The sequence below is a fragment of the Stagnihabitans tardus genome, assembly GCF_009925085.1.
Classification (GTDB): Bacteria; Pseudomonadota; Alphaproteobacteria; order Rhodobacterales; family Rhodobacteraceae; genus Stagnihabitans; species Stagnihabitans tardus.
This window is the reverse complement of record NZ_JAABNR010000013.1, coordinates 49,732-70,242: the sequence shown is the minus strand read 5'-3', so window position 1 is coordinate 70,242 and position 20,511 is coordinate 49,732. Positions and strand designations below refer to the sequence as shown.

Annotated in this window: 17 protein-coding genes; 11 read left to right on the top strand and 6 right to left on the bottom strand. The window is 67.5% G+C overall.

From position 1 onward, the window contains the following. Window positions 1–54: 54 nt before the first annotated feature. Window positions 55–1,527: a calcium-binding protein gene (locus GV832_RS14440; RefSeq protein WP_168775591.1), complete on the top strand. Its 1,473-nt coding sequence runs from the start codon at window positions 55–57 to the stop codon at window positions 1,525–1,527. Here the strand turns inward: GV832_RS14440 and GV832_RS14435 are convergent. Both GV832_RS14435 and GV832_RS14430 read right to left on the bottom strand, forming a co-directional pair. Beyond that, complete coding sequence (locus GV832_RS14435) at window positions 1,524–2,297, bottom strand: DUF6636 domain-containing protein (RefSeq protein WP_168775590.1); 774 nt, start codon at window positions 2,295–2,297, stop codon at window positions 1,524–1,526. The genes GV832_RS14440 and GV832_RS14435 overlap by 4 nt on opposite strands. Continuing rightward, window positions 2,294–3,454: a M20 aminoacylase family protein gene (locus tag GV832_RS14430; protein ID WP_168775589.1), complete on the bottom strand. Its 1,161-nt coding sequence runs from the start codon at window positions 3,452–3,454 to the stop codon at window positions 2,294–2,296. The genes GV832_RS14435 and GV832_RS14430 overlap by 4 nt, the downstream gene beginning before the upstream one ends. Before the next feature lie 79 nt (window positions 3,455–3,533). Between GV832_RS14430 and mazG the strand changes: the two genes are divergently transcribed. From mazG to GV832_RS14415, 3 genes are all read left to right on the top strand, one after another. Beyond that, window positions 3,534–4,343: a nucleoside triphosphate pyrophosphohydrolase gene (gene mazG / locus GV832_RS14425; RefSeq protein ID WP_435531766.1), complete on the top strand. Its 810-nt coding sequence runs from the start codon at window positions 3,534–3,536 to the stop codon at window positions 4,341–4,343. A gap of 148 nt (window positions 4,344–4,491) precedes the next feature. Continuing rightward, entirely contained in the window at window positions 4,492–5,487 is a 996-nt protein-coding gene (locus GV832_RS14420) for a Fe(3+) ABC transporter substrate-binding protein (protein WP_168775587.1), read from the top strand. 187 nt (window positions 5,488–5,674) lie between these two features. Next, on the top strand, window positions 5,675–6,622 hold the full coding sequence (locus GV832_RS14415) for a nucleoside hydrolase (protein WP_168775586.1): 948 nt from the start codon (window positions 5,675–5,677) through the stop codon (window positions 6,620–6,622). 409 nt (window positions 6,623–7,031) lie between these two features. Here the strand turns inward: GV832_RS14415 and clpX are convergent, their stop codons facing one another. From clpX to GV832_RS14400, 3 genes are all read right to left on the bottom strand, one after another. Next, window positions 7,032–8,297 (bottom strand): ATP-dependent Clp protease ATP-binding subunit ClpX, encoded by a 1,266-nt coding sequence (clpX, locus tag GV832_RS14410; protein WP_168775585.1) that lies wholly within the window; start codon window positions 8,295–8,297, stop codon window positions 7,032–7,034. Window positions 8,298–8,411: 114 nt separating this feature from the next. Further along, entirely contained in the window at window positions 8,412–9,044 is a 633-nt protein-coding gene (locus GV832_RS14405; RefSeq protein ID WP_168775584.1) for an ATP-dependent Clp protease proteolytic subunit, read from the bottom strand. Between the two features lie 131 nt (window positions 9,045–9,175). Next, a complete protein-coding gene (locus tag GV832_RS14400; protein WP_168775583.1) occupies window positions 9,176–9,799 on the bottom strand; it encodes a CDP-alcohol phosphatidyltransferase family protein in 624 nt (207 codons plus the stop codon). Between the two features lie 511 nt (window positions 9,800–10,310). Between GV832_RS14400 and GV832_RS14395 the strand changes: the two genes are divergently transcribed. From GV832_RS14395 to lexA, 6 genes are all read left to right on the top strand, one after another. After that, entirely contained in the window at window positions 10,311–11,480 is a 1,170-nt protein-coding gene (locus GV832_RS14395; protein ID WP_168775582.1) for an ABC transporter substrate-binding protein, read from the top strand. A gap of 12 nt (window positions 11,481–11,492) precedes the next feature. Beyond that, entirely contained in the window at window positions 11,493–13,088 is a 1,596-nt protein-coding gene (locus GV832_RS14390) for an ABC transporter permease family protein (protein WP_168775581.1), read from the top strand. Continuing rightward, a complete protein-coding gene (gene trpC / locus GV832_RS14385) occupies window positions 13,085–13,891 on the top strand; it encodes an indole-3-glycerol phosphate synthase TrpC (RefSeq protein ID WP_168775580.1) in 807 nt (268 codons plus the stop codon). Before GV832_RS14390 ends, trpC begins: the two co-directional genes overlap by 4 nt. Further along, window positions 13,888–14,364 carry a cyclic pyranopterin monophosphate synthase MoaC gene (moaC, locus tag GV832_RS14380; protein WP_168775579.1) on the top strand — a complete coding sequence of 159 codons (477 nt, stop codon included), beginning with the start codon at window positions 13,888–13,890 and terminating at the stop codon, window positions 14,362–14,364. Before trpC ends, moaC begins: the two co-directional genes overlap by 4 nt. Before the next feature lie 80 nt (window positions 14,365–14,444). Next, window positions 14,445–15,626, top strand: coding sequence for a molybdopterin molybdotransferase MoeA (locus GV832_RS14375; RefSeq protein ID WP_168775578.1), 1,182 nt, complete (start codon window positions 14,445–14,447; stop codon window positions 15,624–15,626). Window positions 15,627–15,718: 92 nt separating this feature from the next. Further along, window positions 15,719–16,423 carry a transcriptional repressor LexA gene (gene lexA, locus GV832_RS14370; RefSeq protein WP_168775577.1) on the top strand — a complete coding sequence of 235 codons (705 nt, stop codon included), beginning with the start codon at window positions 15,719–15,721 and terminating at the stop codon, window positions 16,421–16,423. 472 nt (window positions 16,424–16,895) lie between these two features. Here the strand turns inward: lexA and GV832_RS14365 are convergent, their stop codons facing one another. Beyond that, window positions 16,896–19,130 carry a ComEC/Rec2 family competence protein gene (locus GV832_RS14365; protein WP_354001967.1) on the bottom strand — a complete coding sequence of 745 codons (2,235 nt, stop codon included), beginning with the start codon at window positions 19,128–19,130 and terminating at the stop codon, window positions 16,896–16,898. Here GV832_RS14365 and gltX point away from each other — a divergent pair. Beyond that, window positions 19,114–20,502: a glutamate--tRNA ligase gene (gene gltX / locus GV832_RS14360; RefSeq protein ID WP_168775576.1), complete on the top strand. Its 1,389-nt coding sequence runs from the start codon at window positions 19,114–19,116 to the stop codon at window positions 20,500–20,502. The genes GV832_RS14365 and gltX overlap by 17 nt on opposite strands. The last annotated feature ends 9 nt before the right edge of the window (window positions 20,503–20,511 follow it).

Here is a 20,511-nt window from a genome sequence, read left to right as displayed (position 1 = left end):
ATCCTGGCTTAATATCCCCTTAACGTCCGGAAGCGGATTTGAGGGGAATTGGCGATGACCACCTATCTGATCGACCATGCGGCCACCTGGGTCGGCTTCCAGACTCTGGGAGCAGGCGACCGCCTGATCGTGGCGCCCCAGGGCGCGCTGATCCTGCCGGAGACCATCTTCGACCTGCGCGGCACCGGGGCTGCCGGAGTGGCCCTGGCGGGCTTCACCTGGCTTGAGGGCCTGGTGGTCGAGGGCGGCACGACGCTGAGCGTCTCGGGGCAATTGATCTCGGACAGCCAAGGCGCGGCGCTGGGGCTTTGGGACGGCGCCCAGGGCGTGGTCACGGGCACGGTCACCGCATCGCAGGGCACCGGGGTTGCGCTGATGGGCGCGGGCGGCGGGCTGGACCTTGCGGGCCGGATCAGCGCCGAGACCGGGATTGCGGTCACCGCACGCGGCGCCAGCCTTGCCATCTCGGGCGAGGTCGCGGGCAGCGCCCTGGGCATCAGCCTCGGTGGCGGCGATGCCAGCCTGCAAAACACCGGCACGATTCGGGGCGGCATCGCGGTCCTGGGAGATGGCACCGGGGCGCCGGTCACGGTCACGGTCACCAACGGCGGAATGATGCTGGGCGCGCTGGATGTCGACCTGGTGCAGGGCGCCTCGCGCTTCTGGCTGGCCAATGCCGGCAGCCTGGTCGGCAATCTGACGAGTGGAGCTTCGGGCGATGTGGTGACGGGCGCGGGGCTGATCACCGGCCATGTCTCCCTCGGCGCGGGCAACGACCGCTTTGCCGGGCGGCTGACGGGCGATCTGGACATGGGGCTTGGCAATGACACGGTGGATGCGCGCGGGGGCGCGGCCCATGTGATCCGCGACGCAGGCGGCAACGACCTTTACCTGGTCGATGGCGATGTGACGATCGAGGACCTGGGCGGACGCGACACGGTGCGCTCCTGGGTCAGCCTGCGCCTGGCCTCGGGGCTGGAGGTGCTGGAGCTTCAGGGCGTCGGGGCGACGATGGGGCTGGGCAACGGCCTGGGCAACACGATCTCGGGCAATGCCGGCGACAATTACCTTTGGGGCGCAGCGGGGCGCGACACGCTCTCGGGCGGCGAGGGCCAGGACTGGCTGCGCGGCGGCCTGGGCGATGACCTCTTGCAGGGCGGCGAGGGCGATGACCGGATGAACGGCGATGCGGGGCGCGATGTGCTGACGGGCGGCGCGGGGGCGGATGTCTTCGTCTTTGCCTTTGGCCAGACCGGCACCGATGCGGCCTCGGCCGACCTGGTCACCGATTTCAGCGATGCCGATGTGATCGACATCTCGTCGATGGACGCGGTCCAGGGGAATGGCGGGACCAACGACGCCTTCACTCTGGTCCAGGCCCTGACCGGCCAGGCCGGAGAGCTGGCGGTCACCACCCTGGGCGGCGACACGCTTCTGTTGATGGATGTGAACGGCGACGGGCTGGCCGATGCGGCGATCCGCCTGAGCGGCATCCACGCCCTGACCGCCGCCGATTTCCTGCTTTAATAGACCGTCTGCACCTTGCGGGCGATCTGGAAGCCGTGGCCCATGGAGTTCTCGCAGATCACCCCGGTCTTTTCCGACCAGCAGGTGACGTCGCCATGGGTCACCTTGGAGCCATAGTCCAGGACCTCGGCCCCCGGGTCGCGGACGGTGTCCGAATAACACAGGACCTCGCCCACATCGGCCCAAGAACTGGTCCCAAAAGCCCCGCCCCAGTCGAATTCGCAGTCGCTGGGCTGGTCCTTGAAGGTCGGGATATAGTCCCCCAGGTCGCAGCGCAGCTCGACCGCGTCACTCACGATGAACTGGCAACCGATATTGCCGGTGGGGGTCTGAAAGCTGAAGAACTCCGCCGGGGCCGGATCGGCATCGCCATCGCCCGGGTCGCCCATCTGCTCGGCCGCCTCGGCATCGGGGAGATAGGCGCCGGGGAAGACCAGCTTCGCCGCGCGGTTGGCCGTGCCCGACCCAAGGTCTCCGGCGGTCTGAAGCACCTTCACCCCATCGGGCGTATCGGCGAAGAAGATGCGGGATGTCGCATCGTTCGGATCGACATAGGTATAGCCCTTGGCCGTGGCTGCCGCATGGCCCACGACGACCAGGCAGGTCGTCTCGCCCTCGGGGCATGGCGCAGAGGACAGCGTGAAGTCAAAGCCCTGATCCGTGACGCCATAAATGTCCAGGATCGCGCCCTTGTCATTGGTCATCACGGTCTCGAGGGGCGCGGCCCAGGCGGGGGCGGCCAGCAGGATCAGGGGGGCGAAGCGTTTCACAGCGGTTGGGCCCTTTCCACCAGGCGCGCAAAGAAGGAGGCGCCGATGGGGGCGGCCTCGTCGTTGAAATCGAAGGCGGAATGGTGCAGCCCCGCCCCCGGCCCGGTGCCAAGGAAGAGATAGGCGCCGGGGCGGGCCTCGAGCATATAGGAGAAATCCTCCGACCCCATCTCGCGGTTGGAATTGGGGTGGCTGGCCTCCTCGCCCGAGACCTCGGCCGCGACGGCAGAGGCAAAGGCCGCCTCGTCGGGCGTGTTGACCGTGGCGGGATAGCCCCAGTCGTAATCGACCCGCGCGGTGACGTTGAAGGCCAGGGCATGGCCCTCGACGATCTCGTAGAAGCGCTTTTTCAAAAGCGCCCGCACATCGGGTTTGAAGGAACGGATCGTGGCGCAGAACATCGCCTCTTCGGGGATGATGTTGCTGGCCGTGCCGGTGTGGATTTGCGTGACCGAAATCACCGCCTCGTCCAGGGCATAGACATTGCGCGGGATGATGGTCTGCACGGCCTGGACCATGGCCACGGTGGCCACGACCGGGTCGATGCATTCATGCGGCGTGGCGCCATGGCCGCCCTTGCCGGTGATATAGACAAAGGCCGTATCGACCGAGGCCATCAGCGCGCCGGGCGTGGTGTAGAAATGGCCAAAGGGCAGGTTCGGCGCGTTGTGGATGCCGTAAACTTGGCCGATTTCGAACCGGTCCATGATGCCCTCTTGCACCATGACCTGGCCACCCGCGCCATCCTCCTCCGCCGGCTGGAAGATCAAGGCGACACGGCCCGCAAAGCGCCGCGTCTCGGCCAGGTATTTCGCGGCGCCCAGAAGCATGGTGACATGGCCGTCATGGCCGCAGGCATGCATCTTGCCGGGAACCTTCGAGGCATGTTCCGCCCCCGTCGTCTCTAGGATCGGCAGGGCGTCCATATCGGCGCGGAGCCCGATGGTCGGCGCTGCGCCCGTGCCGTTGATCACCGCCACGATCCCGGTCTTCGCGATGCCCTCATGGATCTCATCCACCCCGATTTCGCGCAGACGCGCGGCGATGAAGGCCGCGGTCTCGGGGCAGTCGAAGGAAAGCTCCGGATGCTGGTGCAGATGGCGCCGCCAGGTCTTCATTTCTTCCGCATAAGCGGCGATACGGTTCAGAACGGGCATGGGAGGTCTCCTTCTTGGCCTTTGATCAAATCTCAAATCCGGGGCGAGGGCAATGGCAGGCTTGGATGACTTGGAGGGAATGGAGAAACTGCGCGCGATCATGGCGGCGCTCCGCCATCCCGTGACGGGCTGTCCCTGGGACCTGGAGCAAAGCTTCGCCACCATCGCGCCCTATACGATCGAAGAGGCCCATGAGGTCGCCGATGCCATCGAGCGCCAGGCCTGGGGAGAGCTGCCGGGCGAACTTGGCGACCTGCTCTTTCAATCGGTCTTCCATGCAAGGATGGCCGAGGAGGCCGGGCTTTTCACCTTTGACGACGTGGTGGAGGCGATCAACGCCAAGATGATCGCGCGTCACCCGCATGTCTTCGGGTCAGAGTCCAACCAGAAGTCGGCGGAGCAGCAGACGAAGGATTGGGAGGCCTTGAAGTCGGCAGAGCGCGGTCAGGCGCGGGTTCTGGACGGCGTGGCCCTGGGGCTCCCTGCCCTGATGCGGGCGGTCAAGCTGCAAAAGCGCGCGGCGCGGGTAGGCTTTGACTGGCCCTCGACGGATGAGGTCATGGAAAAGCTCCGCGAGGAAATGGCAGAGCTGGTCGAGGCGCGCGACACCTTGGGCGCTGCGGAGGTCGAGGAGGAGTTCGGCGACCTCCTCTTCGTCATGGCCAACCTCGCACGCCACATGGGGGTGGACCCGGAGGCGGCCCTGCGGGGCGCCAATGCCAAGTTCACCCGGCGCTTTAACCGCATCGAGGATTGGCTGGCGGAGGCGGGCAAAAAGCCCTCCGACAGCGACCTGGCCGAAATGGACGCCTTGTGGAATCGCGCCAAGGCCGAGGACAAGGCCAAGAAGGCGGCGAAGTCTGCATCCTCGGAAGCCAGCGGGGACTGAGCGCCATCCAACTGGCTGCGAGACAGGGGCCAGGCCCCGTGGCCTTGGCGAAAATTCCACCCGCGAAAAGAAAAAGTGATTTAGTCAACTATTGACGCGGCGGACTTTCCGCCCGATAGAGGGCCATTCCTGACAAAAGGACTCACCCATGTCGCGCATCGCCCTCCTGGCCCTTCTCTTCGCCACCCCTGTCCTCGCCGAAGAGGTCAATGTCTATTCCCACCGCCAGCCCGAGCTGATCCAGCCCCTGATCGACCAGTTCACGGCCGAGACGGGGATCACCGTCAACCTGGCCTTCGTCGACAAGGGCATGGCCGAGCGTCTGAAGGCCGAGGGTTCCCGCTCTCCCGCCGACCTGGTGCTGACCGTCGATATCGGGCGGCTGATGGAGCTGGTGGGGGCCGATGTGCTGCAGCCGGTCGATGACCCGGTGCTGGAGGCCAATATCCCGGCCGAATTCCGCGACCCCGGCGATCTGTGGTTCGGCCTGACCTCGCGGAGCCGCGTCGTCTATGCCTCCAAGGACCGCGTGAAGCCGGGCGAGGTCACGACCTATGAGGACCTGGCCGATCCGAAGTGGAAGGGCCGGATTTGCGTTCGTTCGGGCCTGAACGACTATAACGTGGCGCTGGTTGCCGCCTATTCGCTGCACCATGATGCGGCAGAGACCAAGGCCTGGGTCGAGGGGCTGAAGGCCAATCTCGCGCGCAAGCCCCAGGGCGGCGACCGCGACCAGGCCAAGGCGATCTGGGCGGGCGAATGCGACATCGCCTTGGGCAACACCTATTACATGGGCCAGATGCTGGCCGATCCCGAGCAAAAGGACTGGGCCGAGGCGGTCAATGTCGTCTTCCCGACCTTCGAGGGCGACGGCAGCCACATGAACATCTCGGGCATGGCCCTGACCAAGTCGGCGCCGAACAAGGAAGCCGCGCTGAAGCTGATGGAATGGCTCTCCTCGGATGAGGCGCAGAAGATCTATGCCGAGACGAACCACGAATTCCCGGTCAAGCCGGGGGTCGAGCGTTCGGCGCTGGTGGCAAGCTGGGGTGACTTCACCCCCGACACCCTGAGCCTGGCCGATATCGCGGCGGCCCGTCCGGCGGCGGTGAAGCTGATCGAAGAGGTCGATTTCGACAACTGACTTCGTCCCTGACGCTCTCTTGACCCCTGCAAGACCGAGGGCGGCTGCTCCATCCGGAGCGCCGCCCTTTGGCGTTCCATCGCCTCGGTCGCCATGATTTCAGTCGTAAAATTTCCTGACCGGATGGACAAAGCGCCGCGAAGATGTTCCATTTGCGTGCGAACATCGACAGAGACAGGAATCCGGCATGTCCAAGGCCCCGCGGAAGATCATCATCGACACCGACCCCGGGCAGGACGACGCCTTCGCGATCCTTCTGGCGCTGGCCAGCCCCGATGAGCTCGAGGTCCTGGGCGTCACGGCGGTGGCGGGGAATGTCCCCCTGCCCCTGACCGAGCGCAATGCGCGGATCATCTGCGAACTGGCGGGGCGGCGCGACGTGAAGGTCTTTGCGGGCTGCGATCGGCCCTTGAAGCGCAAGCTGGTCACGGCGGAACATGTCCATGGCAAGACCGGGCTCGACGGGCCGGAGATGGTCGAACCCAGGATGGAGTTGCAGGCGCAGCACGCGGTGGATTTCCTGGTCGAGACCCTGCGGCGCGAGGCGCCCGGCACCGTGACGCTCTGCCCGCTCGGGCCTTTGACAAATATCGCGGCGGCCTTCCTGAAGGCGCCCGATGTGGTGAGCCGGGTGCAAGAGATCGTCCTGATGGGCGGGGCCTATTTCGAGGTGGGCAACATCACGCCCGCGGCCGAGTTCAACATCTATGTCGATCCCGAGGCGGCGGAGGTGGTCTTCCGCGCTGGCGTGCCGCTGGTCGTGATGCCCCTGGACGTGACGCACAAGGTTCTGACGACGCGCGCCCGGGTCGAGAAGATCCGCAACCTCGGGAGCGAGGTGGGGCGGGTCGCAGCCGCCTGGGCGGATTTCTTCGAGCGCTTCGACGTTGCGAAATACGGCTCCGAGGGCGGGCCGCTGCATGACCCCTGCGTCGTGGCCTATCTTCTGAAGCCCGAGCTTTTCTCGGGGCGGCTGATCAATGTCGAGATCGAGACCCTCTCGGAGCTGACGCTTGGCATGACGGTGGCCGATTGGTGGGGCGTGACGGATCGCAAGGCCAATGCCTATTTCGTGGGCGATGTCGATGCGCAGGGCTTCTTCGACCTCTTGACCGAGCGCCTCGGCCGGCTGTGACACCATGATCCCGGGCTGCGCTTGGGGGCAAGGCTTCTGAAAGTCGGAGACCCAGCCGTTTTTCGCAGAAAAACGGCCCCCTCCCACGGGAAACGGCGCCCCCCTTGGGGGCGCCGTTTCCCGTGGGACCCCGGCGGGATGGTGGCGCGGGGCTTTCGCCCCGCGCCACCATCCCGCCTAGGGAAGGCAGGGCGCGGCGGCTTTGCGGCAAGCCGCAAAGCCGCCGCGCTCCCCGGGAGGGGTGGCGCCATTTTCCTGCGGAAAATGGCGCCACCTCCAAGAGAAAAGGGCGCGCCTGCGGCGCGCCCTTTTCTCTTGGACCCCATTCGGGGTGTCTGTCGAGACCGCCCCGAGGCCAGGTCTTGGGCCACCCCCATCAAGGATGCGGCATCCGGCCCCGGCGATCCGATCAGCCCGCCGAGGCCGGCTTCTTTTCCTTCTTGTCGGAATGAACGATCAGCGGCTGGCCCTTGGCGCCCACCGATTCCTCGTTCACCACGACCTCCTGGATGCCATCCATCCCCGGCAGCTCGAACATCGTGTCGAGGAGGATATCCTCCATGATCGACCGCAGGCCCCGGGCCCCCGTCTTGCGCTTGATCGCCCGCTTGGCAATCGCCGACAGCGCATCCGTGGTGAAAGTCAGCTTCACGCCCTCGATGTCGAAAAGCCGCTGATACTGCTTGACCAGGGCATTCTTCGGTTCGGTCAGGATCGTGACCAGGGCCGCCTCGTCCAAGTCCTCCAGCGTCGCCAGGACCGGCAGACGGCCGACGAATTCCGGGATCAGGCCGAACTTCAAGAGATCCTCGGGCTCGAGCTCCTTGAAGAGCTCCCCCGCACCGCGCGATTCCGGGTCCTTCACATCGGCGCCAAAGCCCATGGCCGTGCCCTTGTTGCGCTGCGCGATGATCTTTTCCAGCCCCGCGAAAGCCCCGCCGCAGATGAAGAGGATATTCGTCGTATCCACCTGCAGGAATTCCTGCTGCGGATGCTTGCGCCCGCCCTGCGGCGGCACGGAGGCGATCGTGCCCTCCATGATCTTCAGAAGCGCCTGCTGCACGCCCTCACCGGAGACGTCCCGGGTGATCGAGGGATTGTCGCTCTTGCGGGTGATCTTGTCGACCTCGTCGATATAGACGATGCCGCGCTGTGCCCGCTCGACGTTATACTCCGATGCCTGCAACAGCTTCAGGATGATGTTTTCCACGTCCTCGCCGACGTAACCGGCCTCGGTCAGCGTCGTCGCATCGGCCATGGTAAACGGCACGTCCAGGATCCGCGCGAGCGTCTGGGCCAGCAAAGTCTTGCCGCAACCGGTCGGCCCGATCAGCAGGATGTTGCTCTTCGCCAGCTCCACGTCCTGCTTGGTCGCATTGTTCAACCGCTTGTAGTGGTTGTGGACCGCCACGGACAGGACCCGCTTGGCATGCATCTGGCCGATGACGTAATCATCCAGCACCTTGCATATGTCGCGCGGCGTCGGCACACCTTCGGACGATTTCAGGCCCGAGGTCTTGGTCTCCTCGCGGATGATGTCCATGCACAGTTCGACGCATTCATCGCAGATGAACACGGTCGGACCCGCGATCAGCTTGCGCACCTCATGCTGGCTCTTGCCGCAGAACGAGCAATAGAGGGTGTTCTTGCTGTCACTTCCCGAATTGGTCGCCATCGTGGTCCTCTGCCTTCCGCGCCGTTTCGGGCGCATGGGGGGCAGCTTAGGACAGGACCCAAGCCGCCACAATCTCAAAACACGCCCCGGCCTGGTCGGTCGGGGCGCAAGGCCTCACTTGGCGGTGTCATCCGCCTTGCCGCGGGCCTGCACGATCTCGTCGATCAGGCCCCAGGCCTTGGCATCCTCGGCCGACATGAAATTGTCGCGCTCCAGCGCGGCCACGACATTCTCCATCGTCTGGCCGGTGTGCTTGACATAGATCCCGTTCAGCCGATCCTTCAGCTTCTGCGTCTCTTGCGCATGGATCATGATATCCGTGGCCTGGCCCTGGTAGCCGCCCGAGGGCTGGTGGACCATAACGCGGGAATTGGGCAGCGAATAGCGCATCCCCTTTTCGCCCGCGCACAGGAGCAGCGAGCCCATCGAGGCCGCCTGCCCCATGACGATGGTCGACACCTTGGGCCGGATATACTGCATCGTGTCATAGATCGAGAGACCCGAGGTCACCACGCCACCGGGCGAGTTGATATACATCGAGATCTCTTTCGAGGGGTTTTCCGCCTCGAGGAACAGCAACTGCGCGCAGATCAGCGAGGACATGCCGTCATGGACGGGGCCCGCCAGGAAAATGATCCGCTCCTTCAAGAGGCGCGAGTAGATGTCATAGGCGCGCTCGCCCCGGGAGGTCTGTTCGACCACCATGGGGACGAGGGTATTCATATAGGTGTCGATGGGGTCACGCATGTGCAATCCTGCCTTCTGTCGCCCGAGCTTTATCCACGGAGTATTAGCAGAGTCTTAGTGAGCCGCGCCGGGAGCCGCAAGGGCGCGGGAAAAATGTGACTGCAACGGCCGGGCGAGGCGCGGGGCGGGTTTCAACCCGCCGTTTCGCGAAAGACCCGCGCCGCCAGCGCGACCCGCCCCGCCGCCGTCACCAGGCACAAGGTGCCGAAGATCAGGGCAAGGGCCGCAAAGGCCCCGGGCCAGAGGCACATGGCCAGGAAAAAGCCGATGGTCTCGGTCCCCTCCATCAGCCCGGCCGAGTAGTAAAGCGACTTCTCGCCCTGGGCCCTGGTCTGGATCCCGCGCTTTTCGGCCAGGATGGCAAAGGCCAGGAAGCTCGCGCCGTTGATGTAGAAGGCCGCGAGAAGAAAGGCCGCAGGCAGCGCATCGCCGCCCCAGGCGAATCCCAGGGGCAGCGCCGCGTAAAAGGCGAAATCGGCCACGATGTCGTAATAGCCGCCAAGGTCGGACTTGGGCAGCCCCCGGCGCTGAGCCGCACGCGCGATGGCCCCGTCGAGCCCATCGGCCAGCCGCCCCAGGATGATCAGCCCCGCGGCCAGCCCATGGGCCCCGAGCGCCACCGCAAGCCCCGCAGCCAGCCCGATCCCGAGGCCGAGCGCCGTGACCTGGTTGGCCGTCACCCCGCGCGCGGCCAGCCAAAGCCCCGCCCGGTTCAGCCCGGGGTCGATCTTGGGCCTGATCCATGTGTCCAGCATCTCGCCTCCGCTTTCGCCATAGGTGGCGCGGACCGGGGGCGGGGGCAAGCCCCCCCACCCACGCCCCGCCGCGCCCCGGGCCTGACCCGGGGCCTCGACCCCATAGGGCAAAGCTCCCAAGACCCGGGGTATACCCCGGGCTACGCAGCCCGAGCGAAGCCCTCCTTTCACGGCGCGGAGGCTTCCGGCAAGGCCGCGCAGTGCCGCTCCGCCGCGTCCCGGGCCTGACCCGGGGCCCCGACCCCATAGGGCAAAGCTCCCAAGACCCGGGGTATACCCCGGGCTACGCAGCCCGAGCGAAGCCCTCCCACCAAGGCGCGGAGGCTTCCGGCAAGGCCGCGCAGTGCCGCTCCGCCGCGTCCCGGGCCTGACCCGGGGCCTCGCCCCCAAAGGACCAAGCGCCGCAAACGCCCCCGCCCCTCCCCCCGCAGCCGCCCCGGCCCCGCCCCCAAAGCCCCCCTTGCAACCGCCCCCCCTTTGCCCCAGCTTCCCCCAAAAGCCCGGAGCCTTCATGAACCGCCGCCAGACCCTCGCCCTCCTTGCCGCCCTCCTGCCTGCGCGCGCTTTCGCCCAGACCTGGGACCTCCTCGACCGGGCCCGGGGGCAAGAGGTCTTCTTCCACGCCTGGGGCGGCGATCCCAAGATCAACGATTTCATCGCCTGGCTGGGGGAAGAGGCCGCCGCCTTGGGCATCACCCTCACCCATGTGAAGCTTGCCGCCACCGCCGATGCCGTGGCCCGGGTCCGCGCCGAAAAGGCCGCCGGAGCGACAAAGGGCGCCGTCGATCTCATCTGGATCAACGGCGAGAACTTTGCCGCGATGAAGGCCGAAGGGCTCCTGTTCGGCCCCTTCGCGGAAAGCCTGCCCAACTGGCCCCTGGTCGACACCAGGGGCAAGCCCGCCACCGTCACCGATTTCACCCTGCCCACCGAGGGCTACGAGAGCCCCTGGGCCATGGCGCAACTGGTCTTCGAACATGACAGCGCCCAGACCGAGGCGCCGCGCTCGATCCTGGCCCTGGCCGATTGGGCAAAGGCCAACCCGGGGCGCTTCACCTATCCCCAGCCGCCCGATTACCTTGGCCTCACCTTCCTGAAACAGGTGCTTTACGCCCTGCTTCCCGATCCCGCGATCCTGCAATCCCCCTGGGTCGAAGGCGCCGAGGCCCCGCTCTGGCCCTTCCTCGACGCGCTCCACCCCCATCTCTGGCGCCAGGGCCGCGCCTTCCCCAGGGACGAGCCCGCCCTGGGCCAGCTCCTGGCCGAGGGCGAGACCCTGATCTCCTTCGCCTTCAACCCGGGCCGGGCGAGCGCGGAAATCGCGGCCGGGCGCCTGGCCGAGACGGTGCGGACCTTTGTCCTTGAGGGCGGCACGATCGGCAATGCCTCTTTCGTGGCCATCCCCTTCAACGCCTCGGCGCCCGAGGGCGCGCAGGTGGTGGCCAACCTGATCCTGTCCCCCAAGGTCCAGGCCCGGGCGCAGGATGCCACGGTCCTGGGCTTTCAGACCGTGCTGGATGTGGCCTCTCTGCCCGAGGCCGACCGCGCGCTTTTCGAGGCCCTGCCCCTTGGCCCCGCGACCCTGTCGCCCGCCGACCTCGGGCCGGTGCTCCTGGAGCCCCATGCCTCCTGGATGGCGGCGGTTTCCGGGGCCTGGACGCGGCGTTATGGCGCGGGATGACCGCATCGGCCCATGCGCGCGGTCCTGACGCGGCTGCCCTTGGTGCTTTTGGCCCTGCCCGTGGCGGCGGGGCTTCTTGTGGCCGTGATCCAGTCACAGGGCGCCTGGGGCGAGGCCTGGGCCCTGCCGGGGCTGATGCGGGCAGCAAGGCTCTCTCTCGTCCCCGGGCTGGCCGCAACCCTGGTGGCCCTGACCTTGACCGGGCTGATCCTCGCGCTGGAGCCGCCTGGCACAAGGACGCTCTTTCGGCTCCTGGCGGCCTTCCTCGCCCTGCCCCATGCGGCGCTGGCCCTGGGCCTGGCCTTCCTCGCCGCGCCTTCGGGGCCCATTGCCCGGCTGGTCGCGCCGCTGATGGGCTGGCAGGCCCCGCCCGACCTCTTGACGGTCGGGGACCCGAACGGCCTTGGCCTGACCCTTGGGCTGATCCTGAAAGAGACGCCCTTCCTTTTGCTTCTGGCCCTGGCCGCGCGCGGGCCTGACCTGCGACGGCTCGACCTCGTGGCCTCGACCTTCGGCCATGGCCGCGCCCTGCGCTTTGCCCTGATCGAGGCGCCATTGCTCTATCGCCGCCTGCGCCTGCCGGTCCTGGCGGTCCTGGCCTATGGCATGACGACAGTGGACATGGGGGCGATCCTGGGCCCGGGTCTGCCCGCCCCCCTTTCGGTCGAAGTCACAAGGGCCGCCACCCGCGCCGACCTGGGCGGAGAGGGACTGGCTGCGGCGCTTGCGCTGATGCAGCTGGCCCTTGTGGCCCTGGCGCTGGCCCTGTGGCGCGGGGTCGAGGCCCTGGCCGCCGCCCTGGCCCGCGCCCTGGTCGCCCGGGGCGCGCGCGGGGTCGGTTGGGACGCACCCCTGCGCGCCCTGGCCACCCTGGCCGCCTGGAGCCTGATCGCCCTGCCCCTGGCCGCCCTGAGCCTTCTGGCGCTGCGGGTCGTGACCCTGCGCTGGCCCTTTCCCGACCTTGTGCCCCTGCTCTCGCTGCGGCCCCTGGGCCAGACCCTGCCCGCCCTGCCGCCCCTGGCCGCCAACAGCCTGGCCCTGGCCCTCGCCTCCACCGCCCTGGCGCTGGCCCTGGCCTTGATCGCCCTGCAGGGCCGCTCCCGCCTGGAGGCGCTGATCTGGCTGCCCCTGATCCTGCCCCAGGTCGTCTTCCTGCCCGGCATCGCCCGGCTGATGATCGGGGTCGAGCCCTGGAGCGCGACGCTTGCCGCCCATGTGACCTTTGCCCTGCCCTATCTCTGGCTGAGCCTCGCCGGCCCCTGGCGCGCCTGGAACCCGCGCCTGGCGCAGGTCGCGGCCACCCTCGGCGCCAGCCCCGCCCGCATCCTGTGGCGCCTGCGCCTGCCGATGCTGGCCCCGAGCCTTGCCGCTGCCACAGCCATCGGCATCGCGGTCTCGACCGGGCAATACCTGGCGACGCTTCTGATGTCGGGCGGACGCCTGCCCACGCTCACGACCGAGGCCGTGGCGCTCTCCACCGGCCCCGACCGCGCGCTTGTGGCGGCTCTGGCCCTGGCCCAGGCCGCCCTGCCGCTTGTGGCCTTTGCACTGGCCGCACGCGTCAAACTCTTCCCTTCCCGCCCCCAAGGTCCTAAAGAGAGGCCATGACCACCATTCTCGACACGATCAAGGCCTACAAGCTGGAAGAGGTCGCCGCCCGCAAGGCCGCGCGCCCCCTTTCTGCCGTCGAAGAGGCCGCCCTCGCCGCCCCCGCCCCGCGCGGCTTTGCCAGGGCCCTCTCCGAGGCCGCCCAGCAAGGCTATGGGCTGATTGCCGAAATCAAGAAGGCATCGCCCTCCAAGGGCCTGATCCGCGCCGATTTCGACCCTCCCCAGCTTGCCCGCGCCTATGAGGCCGGGGGGGCGACCTGCCTCTCGGTTCTGACCGATGGGCCCTCCTTCCAGGGCGACGATGCCTATCTGACCGCCGCGCATCAGGCCGTGAAACTGCCCTGCATCCGCAAGGATTTCCTTTACGACACCTACCAGGTGGCCGAAGCGCGGGCGCTGCATGCCGATGCGATCCTGATCATCATGGCCTCGGTCTCTGACGCCCAGGCGGCCGAGCTCGAGGCCGCCGCCTTCGCCCATGGCATGGATGTGCTGATCGAGGTCCATGACCGCGAAGAGCTTGACCGCGCCGTCCTGTTGAAATCGCCCCTCATCGGGATCAACAACCGCAACCTGCACTCCTTCGAGGTCACCCTGGAGACCACGAAGGCCTTGGCGCGTCATGTGCCCGAGGGGCGGATGATCGTGTCGGAATCCGGGCTCTTCACGCCCGAGGACCTGGCCGAGATGGCCCGCTACGGTGCCCGCTGCTTCCTGATCGGTGAAAGCCTGATGCGGCAGGCGGATGTGACGGCGGCCACCAAGGCGATTCTCGCCAATCCCCTGCGGGGGGGCGCATGAGCCTGACGCATTTCGACGCCCAGGGTCAGGCCCATATGGTCGATGTGGGCGACAAGGCCCATACGTCCCGCATGGCCGTGGCCGCGGGCGCCGTGGTGATGGAGCCTGCGACCCTGGCGCTCGTCATGGCAGGCACGGCCAAGAAGGGCGATGTCCTGGGGATCGCGCGGCTTGCGGGGATCATGGGCGCCAAGAAAACCGCCGACCTGATCCCCCTCTGTCACCCCCTGGCGCTGACCAAGGTGTCCTTGGACCTTGTGCCCGATGAGACCCTGCCCGGCGTGCGGGTGACGGCGACCGTCAAGACCTCCGGCCAGACCGGGGTCGAGATGGAGGCGCTGACGGCGGTCTCCGTCGCTTGCCTCACGATCTATGACATGCTGAAAGCGGCCGAAAAGGGCATGCGGATCGAGGGGATCAGGCTTCTCCACAAAGAGGGCGGCAAATCCGGGGTCTACGACGCGCAACCCTGAGTTTTCGCAGGGAATCCGCTCCGCCCGGAAGTTGGGGCCGGATTTCCCCCGCAAATTCAGGTCTGACAAAGGTTGCCCCCATGATTTCCGTCGAAGAGGCCCTGGCCCGCTGCCTGGCCCTCGTCTCCCCCCTGCCCGCCGAAGAGGTCCCCCTGCGCGAGGCCGCAGGCCGGATGATGGCCGCCCCCGCCCTTGCGACCCGCGACCAGCCGCCCTTCGACGCTTCCGCCATGGATGGCTATGCCTTGGGCGGCGACCCCGAGCCCGGCGCCCGCTTCACCGTCATCGCCGAGGCCCAGGCCGGACATGCGGCGGCACTGGCGCTGGGGCCGGGAGAGGCCATCCGCATCTTCACCGGCGCCCCCATCCCCCAGGGCGCCACCCGCGTCGTGATCCAGGAAGACGTGACCCGCGAAGGCGACACGATCACCATCGGCCCCAAACCCGATGCCGCCCGCCACATCCGCCCCCGGGGCCAGGATTTCCGCGCAGGCGATGCGCTCTCCCCCCGCCGCCTCTCCCCCCATGACCTGGCGCTTTTGGCCGCGATGAACATCCCCCGCGTCTCGGTCACGCGGAAACCCTCGGTGGCCATCCTCGCCACCGGGGACGAGCTGGTGATGCCCGGCGACAGTCCCGGCCCCGACCAGATCATCTGCTCCAACGCCTTTGCCCTCGCAGCCCTGGCCGAGGCCGAAGGCGCCACGGCCCGCATCCTGCCCATCGCCCGCGACCGGGTCGAAGAACTGACCGCCGCCTTCCACCTCGCAGCAGGGGTTCAGGGCGAGGGGGCCGACCTGATCCTGACCATCGGCGGCGCCTCGGTGGGGGATCATGACCTCGTGGGGCCGGTCGCCCAGAGCCTGGGACTGGAACGCGCCTTCTGGAAGATCGCCATGCGCCCCGGCAAGCCCCTGATGGCGGGCCGCGTCCTGGGCCGCCCGATGCTGGGCCTGCCCGGCAACCCGGTCTCCTCCATCGTCTGCGCCCATCTCTTCCTTCTGCCCATGCTGCGCGCGATGCAGGGCCGCCCCGATGTCGCCCCCGAGGCTGTCGAGGCCGTCTTGGCCGAGGACGTGGCCCCGACCGGCCCTCGCACCCTTTACATGCGGGCGCGGGTCGCGGGCGGCGTCATCACCCCCTTCGCCCGGCAAGACAGCGCGCTCATCCAGGTCCTCACCGAGGCCAATGCACTTCTGATCCGCCCCAAGGAGGATGTGGCGCGGCAGAAAGGCGACAGGGTTTTCTACCTGCCGTTGTAATTCCCTAAAACTCTTGACACAAACCGGGAACGCGGGCAGAACATTCCTCAAACAGGGCGGGCGGGGGCCTGCCTATAACTTGGGGTAGGCAGATGCTGACACGCAAGCAGTTGGAGCTTTTGGACTTCATCCGCACGAGGGTCGAGGCCGAGGGCGTGCCGCCCTCCTTCGACGAGATGAAGGATGCGCTGGACCTGAAGTCGAAATCGGGCATCCACCGCCTGATCACGGCGCTGGAAGAACGCGGCTTCATCCGTCGCCTGGCCCACCGCGCCCGGGCGCTGGAGATCGTGAAATTCCCCGAGACGACGGAGCGCAGCGGCTTCAAGCCGCGTGTGGTCGAAGGCTCGCGCGTCGACCCGGCGCCGCGCCCCTCAACGGCCCTCCCGGTCGAGGTCGAGAGCGCGGCCAATGCCATGGCGATCCCCTTGATGGGGCGGATCGCGGCCGGCGTGCCGATCGAGGCCATCGCCCATGTCAGCGACCACATCACCGTGCCCAATGCCATGGTCTCCGGGCGCGGGGCGCATTATGCGCTTGAGGTCAAAGGGGATTCGATGATCGAGGCCGGGATCAACGATGGCGATGTCGTGGTGATCCGCGAGCAGGTCTCGGCGGAGAATGGCGACATCGTCGTGGCGCTGGTCGAGGATCTGGAGGCGACGCTGAAGCGCTTCCGTCGCCGGGGGAACATGATTGCGCTTGAGGCCGCGAACCCGGCCTATGAGACGCGGGTCTTCCCCGATCACATGGTGAAGGTCCAGGGCAAGCTCGTGGGGCTGATCCGCACCTATTGAGGCAGATCTGCCTGGCAGCAGGGTCACTCTCCCCCGCCCGAAGGCCATCGCCGCAAGCCAACCCTGATCCAATGGAGCGCGCCCAAGGGCGCGCATTCTTTTTGTCTCGCCTCTGGCCTGCGGCCAACCGGCTCGGCGCCAGGGGAGCCCTCCGGGAAGCGGATGGGGGGGTGCGGGGGGCAAAGCCCCCCGCATGGGTCCCTTGGCTTCCCAAGGGGCATTGCCCCTTGGGAAGCCAAGGGAAACCCCTCAGAAGTCCCCCAAAACACAATCGCGCCTCTCGGCAGACCGCTGCTCCCGAGGATCGATGCCTGCAAATCAGCGCCCATGCCCCCAGCATACCCCCCCCAGGTTGCTGGGGTTCCAGGGGAGGCGCGCCTCCCCTGGGCGGGGGGTCAGGGGGGCGGCAGCCTCCCTGCCTTGGTCGGGCGCATCCTGACGGGCTTCAGCCCGGCTGGACAAGCCCGAGACCTCAGCGCGTCACTTTCGCCACGAAGACAGTCTCCACCGGCTCGGCATTCCCCGTCCAGGGCCGCGCCTGGGCCCGCACCGGCACCAGGACCAACCCGCCCTCGACCAGGTGACCCGCCAGGGCCCCGCTCCGCGACAAAAGCCTCTTGTCCACCACCGTGCAGGGGCCCGAGACCCCTGCCTCGCCGAAATCCATGGGCAGGATCACCAGGTCCATGGCCTGGCAAAGCGCCTCGACCCGGCCCAGGGCCCCCTTCCCCGCCAACACAACCCCGCGCAACTCCCCGACCTGGAACCGCCTGTCCTTGCCCTTTTCCCCCTCCATCCCCGCCCGCAAAGCCGCCTCTTTCGGAGGCGTCAGGTCGCCATCATCGGCCAGCCATGCCTCCGCCGCGAAGCCCGCCCCGCGTGAGGTGCTCAGCGCCCGGCCCTCTGGCCCCAGGACCCCCGCCAGAACGCCGTCCGACGAGATCAAGAGCACCGGCCGCTCGACCATGACCCATAGCCCCAGCGCCAGGGCCACCGGAGCCAGGCCCCAAAGCCGCGCCCGCCCCCTCCAGATCACCAGCCAAAGCCCCCCCAGCGTGATCAGCGGGATGACCCAGGGCCCGGGCTGCGGCACCGGTGTCACCGCCCCGCCCCAGCCCGAGACCCAATGCGCCACGAACAAGATCCACTCCGCGGCCTTGCCCATGACCCAAAGCGCCGGTCCCGACAGCCCGAAGGGCGCCAGCAAGAGCGCCATGGCCCCTGCCCCCATCACCACGCTCATCACCGGCACGGTCATCAGGTTGGCCACCAGCCCCCAGGGCGCCGTCCGGTTGAAGGTCGCCGCCGCAAAGGGCGTCGTGGCCAGCCCCGCCAGGACCGAGGTCGCCACCAAGAGCCCGAACCACTCCGCCGGCCTTGGCCAGTGATGGCCCTTCATCCAGCGCTCCACCGGGCCGAAGCCCGCGATCAGCGCCACGGTGGCCGCGAAGCTCAGCTGAAAGCCAGGGTTCAACAGGCTCTCGGGCTCATAGGTCATCAGAGCCAGGGCCGCCAAGGCCACCGAGCGCAAAGTGATGGCGCGGCGGTCCAGAAGCACGGCCCCCAGCATGATCGTCACCATCAGAAAGGCCCGCGTCGTCGCCACATTGGCCCCCGACAGCGCCAGGTAAAACGCCGCCACGCCAAAGGCCACCACGGCGGCAACCTTCTTCGCCTCGACCCGCAGGGCGACGACCGGCACCAGGGCGAGGCCATAGCGGATCAGGCCGAAGACGAAGCCCACGATGAAGGCCATGTTCATGCCCGAGATGGCCAGCAGATGCGCCAGCGAGGAATCGCGCAGATCCTGCACCACCTGGGCCGAAATCCCCGCCCGATCCCCGGTCAGCGCGCCCGAGGCAAAGGCCCCGGCATCGCCCGGCACGCGGTCGGTGATGGCCCGCGACAGGCTTGACCGGATGCGGTTGATCCAGGCCTCCCAGGGCCCGGGCTCGGCCCAGATCACCACGGGGCTCGCCGTATAGCCCACCGCCCCCAATTGCTGGAACCAGGCCATGCGGCGGAAATCGAAGCCCGAGGGCTCCACCGCCGCCTCGGGGGCCGCGATGCGCGCGGTGACCAGGACCGTCGCGCCGGGGTCATAGGTCTTGACCTCTCCCTTCAGGCTGACCCGCACGGTCAGCGGGGTCTGGTCGGGCGGAAGCTCCAAGAGAACCACCCGGTCCAGGGTCAGCCGCACCGCATCGGTCTGGCTGCGGTCGATCTCGATGATGCGGCCCTGGATCGGGCCGTAATAGGGCGCGGCCAGCATGGGCGAGGCCACGAGCCAGACCCGGACCCCGCAGGCCAGGGCCCCCAGGGCCACGAAGGCCAGCGCCAGGGCCGGGGCCCGCAAGAGATAGGGCCCGCGCCAGGCCAGGCCCCCAAGCACCGCCACCCCAAGGCCAAGCGCCGCATAGAAGCCCGGCCCCGGCTCCAGCACCAGGCGAAACCAGAGACCGATGCCTGTTGCCATGAAGATCGGCAGGAAGAGAAACAGGTCGACCGGCGCCGCAGCCACGGCCTCGGCCAGGCGCTGAGGCCCGAGCCAAAGCCCCCCGAGCCCCCGCGCCCAGAACGGCGCCACCTTGCCAGCCCCCGTGTCCAAGTCTAAACCCTGCCCCTGAAGTCCGGCCTCATCCTGGCCGAACATGGTTTCCCAAAGGTTAACGCCTCCGAAAGGTCCGCCGATGTCCCAGGTCGTCACCCGCTTCGCCCCCTCGCCCACCGGCTACCTGCATATCGGCGGCGGGCGGACGGCGCTGTTCAACTGGCTTTACGCGCGGGGCCGGGGCGGCAAGTTCCTTCTGCGGATCGAGGATACCGACCGCGAACGCTCGACCCCCGAGGCCACGGCAGCCATCCTGAGGGGCCTGACCTGGCTGGGACTGGACTGGGACGGCGAGGTGGTCAGCCAGTTCGACCGCAAGGACCGCCATGCCGAGGTCGCCCATGAAATGCTGACGCGTGGCACGGCCTATAAATGCTTCTCGACCAAGGAAGAGATCGAGGCCTTCCGCGCCGCCCATGACGGCTATGCGGTCTTTCAAAGCCCCTGGCGCGATGCCGACCCTTCGACCTATCCCGATGCGCCTTACGTGATCCGCATGAAGGCCCCGCGTGAGGGGGCGACCGTGATCGAGGATCAGGTTCAGGGAATCGTTACCTTTCAGAACGATCAATTGGACGACATGATCGTTCTCCGTTCGGATGGGACCCCGACTTACATGCTGGCTGTCGTTGTGGATGACCACGACATGGGGGTGACCCATGTGATCCGGGGGGATGACCACCTGGCCAATGCGGCACGCCAGACCATGGTCTACCAGGCGATGGATTGGGCGGTTCCGGTCTGGGCGCATATCCCCTTGATCCATGGGCCGGACGGCAAGAAGCTCTCCAAGCGCCATGGCGCGCTTGGGGTCGAGGAATACCAGGCCATGGGCTATCCGGCGGCGGGAATGCGCAACTACCTGACCCGTCTGGGCTGGGCGCATGGCGATGCCGAGATCTTCACGAGCGACGAGGCCAAGGGGATGTTCGACCTCTCTGGCATCGGCCGGGCCCCGGCGCGACTCGATTTCAAGAAGCTGGAACATGTCTGCGGCCAGCATATCGCCATGGCACAAGATGCCGCACTGCTGCAGGAGATCGAAGCCTATCTGGAGGCCAAGGGGGAGCCTGCGCTGACGCAGACCCAGCATGCGCTGATGCTGAAGGGCATGTATTGCCTGAAGGAACGCGCGAAGACCTTGCCGGAACTGCTTGAAAAGGCACGGTTTGCCCTGGTCTCGCGGCCCGTGCAGCGCGATGAGGCCAGCGCGGCCGCGCTGGATACGGTATCCCGTGGTATACTGAAATCGTTGACGCTGCAGCTGCAAAATGCTACTTGGGAAAAGGCGGAACTGGAGTCTATCCTGACCGCCGCCGCGACCGAGGCGGGGATTGGATTCGGCAAGCTGGCGCAGCCCCTGCGGGCCGCGCTTGCCGGGCGGACTGCGACCCCCAGCGTCTATGACATGATGCTTGTCATCGGCCGGGACGAGACGATTGCGAGGCTGAGCGAGGCGGCGGACTGACGCCCACTC

What these genes read in the sequence shown, in the direction of transcription:
- GV832_RS14440 (WP_168775591.1), top strand. Translation starts at nt 55, where the DNA reads ATGACCACCTATCTGATCGACCATGCGGCCACCTGGGTCGGCTTCCAG.
- GV832_RS14430 (WP_168775589.1), bottom strand. Translation starts at nt 3,454, where the DNA reads ATGCCCGTTCTGAACCGTATCGCCGCTTATGCGGAAGAAATGAAGACC.
- mazG (WP_435531766.1), top strand. Translation starts at nt 3,534, where the DNA reads ATGGAGAAACTGCGCGCGATCATGGCGGCGCTCCGCCATCCCGTGACG.
- GV832_RS14420 (WP_168775587.1), top strand. Translation starts at nt 4,492, where the DNA reads ATGTCGCGCATCGCCCTCCTGGCCCTTCTCTTCGCCACCCCTGTCCTC.
- GV832_RS14415 (WP_168775586.1), top strand. Translation starts at nt 5,675, where the DNA reads ATGTCCAAGGCCCCGCGGAAGATCATCATCGACACCGACCCCGGGCAG.
- clpX (WP_168775585.1), bottom strand. Translation starts at nt 8,297, where the DNA reads ATGGCGACCAATTCGGGAAGTGACAGCAAGAACACCCTCTATTGCTCG.
- GV832_RS14405 (WP_168775584.1), bottom strand. Translation starts at nt 9,044, where the DNA reads ATGCGTGACCCCATCGACACCTATATGAATACCCTCGTCCCCATGGTG.
- GV832_RS14400 (WP_168775583.1), bottom strand. Translation starts at nt 9,799, where the DNA reads ATGCTGGACACATGGATCAGGCCCAAGATCGACCCCGGGCTGAACCGG.
- GV832_RS14395 (WP_168775582.1), top strand. Translation starts at nt 10,311, where the DNA reads ATGAACCGCCGCCAGACCCTCGCCCTCCTTGCCGCCCTCCTGCCTGCG.
- GV832_RS14390 (WP_168775581.1), top strand. Translation starts at nt 11,493, where the DNA reads ATGCGCGCGGTCCTGACGCGGCTGCCCTTGGTGCTTTTGGCCCTGCCC.
- trpC (WP_168775580.1), top strand. Translation starts at nt 13,085, where the DNA reads ATGACCACCATTCTCGACACGATCAAGGCCTACAAGCTGGAAGAGGTC.
- moaC (WP_168775579.1), top strand. Translation starts at nt 13,888, where the DNA reads ATGAGCCTGACGCATTTCGACGCCCAGGGTCAGGCCCATATGGTCGAT.
- GV832_RS14375 (WP_168775578.1), top strand. Translation starts at nt 14,445, where the DNA reads ATGATTTCCGTCGAAGAGGCCCTGGCCCGCTGCCTGGCCCTCGTCTCC.
- lexA (WP_168775577.1), top strand. Translation starts at nt 15,719, where the DNA reads ATGCTGACACGCAAGCAGTTGGAGCTTTTGGACTTCATCCGCACGAGG.
- gltX (WP_168775576.1), top strand. Translation starts at nt 19,114, where the DNA reads ATGTCCCAGGTCGTCACCCGCTTCGCCCCCTCGCCCACCGGCTACCTG.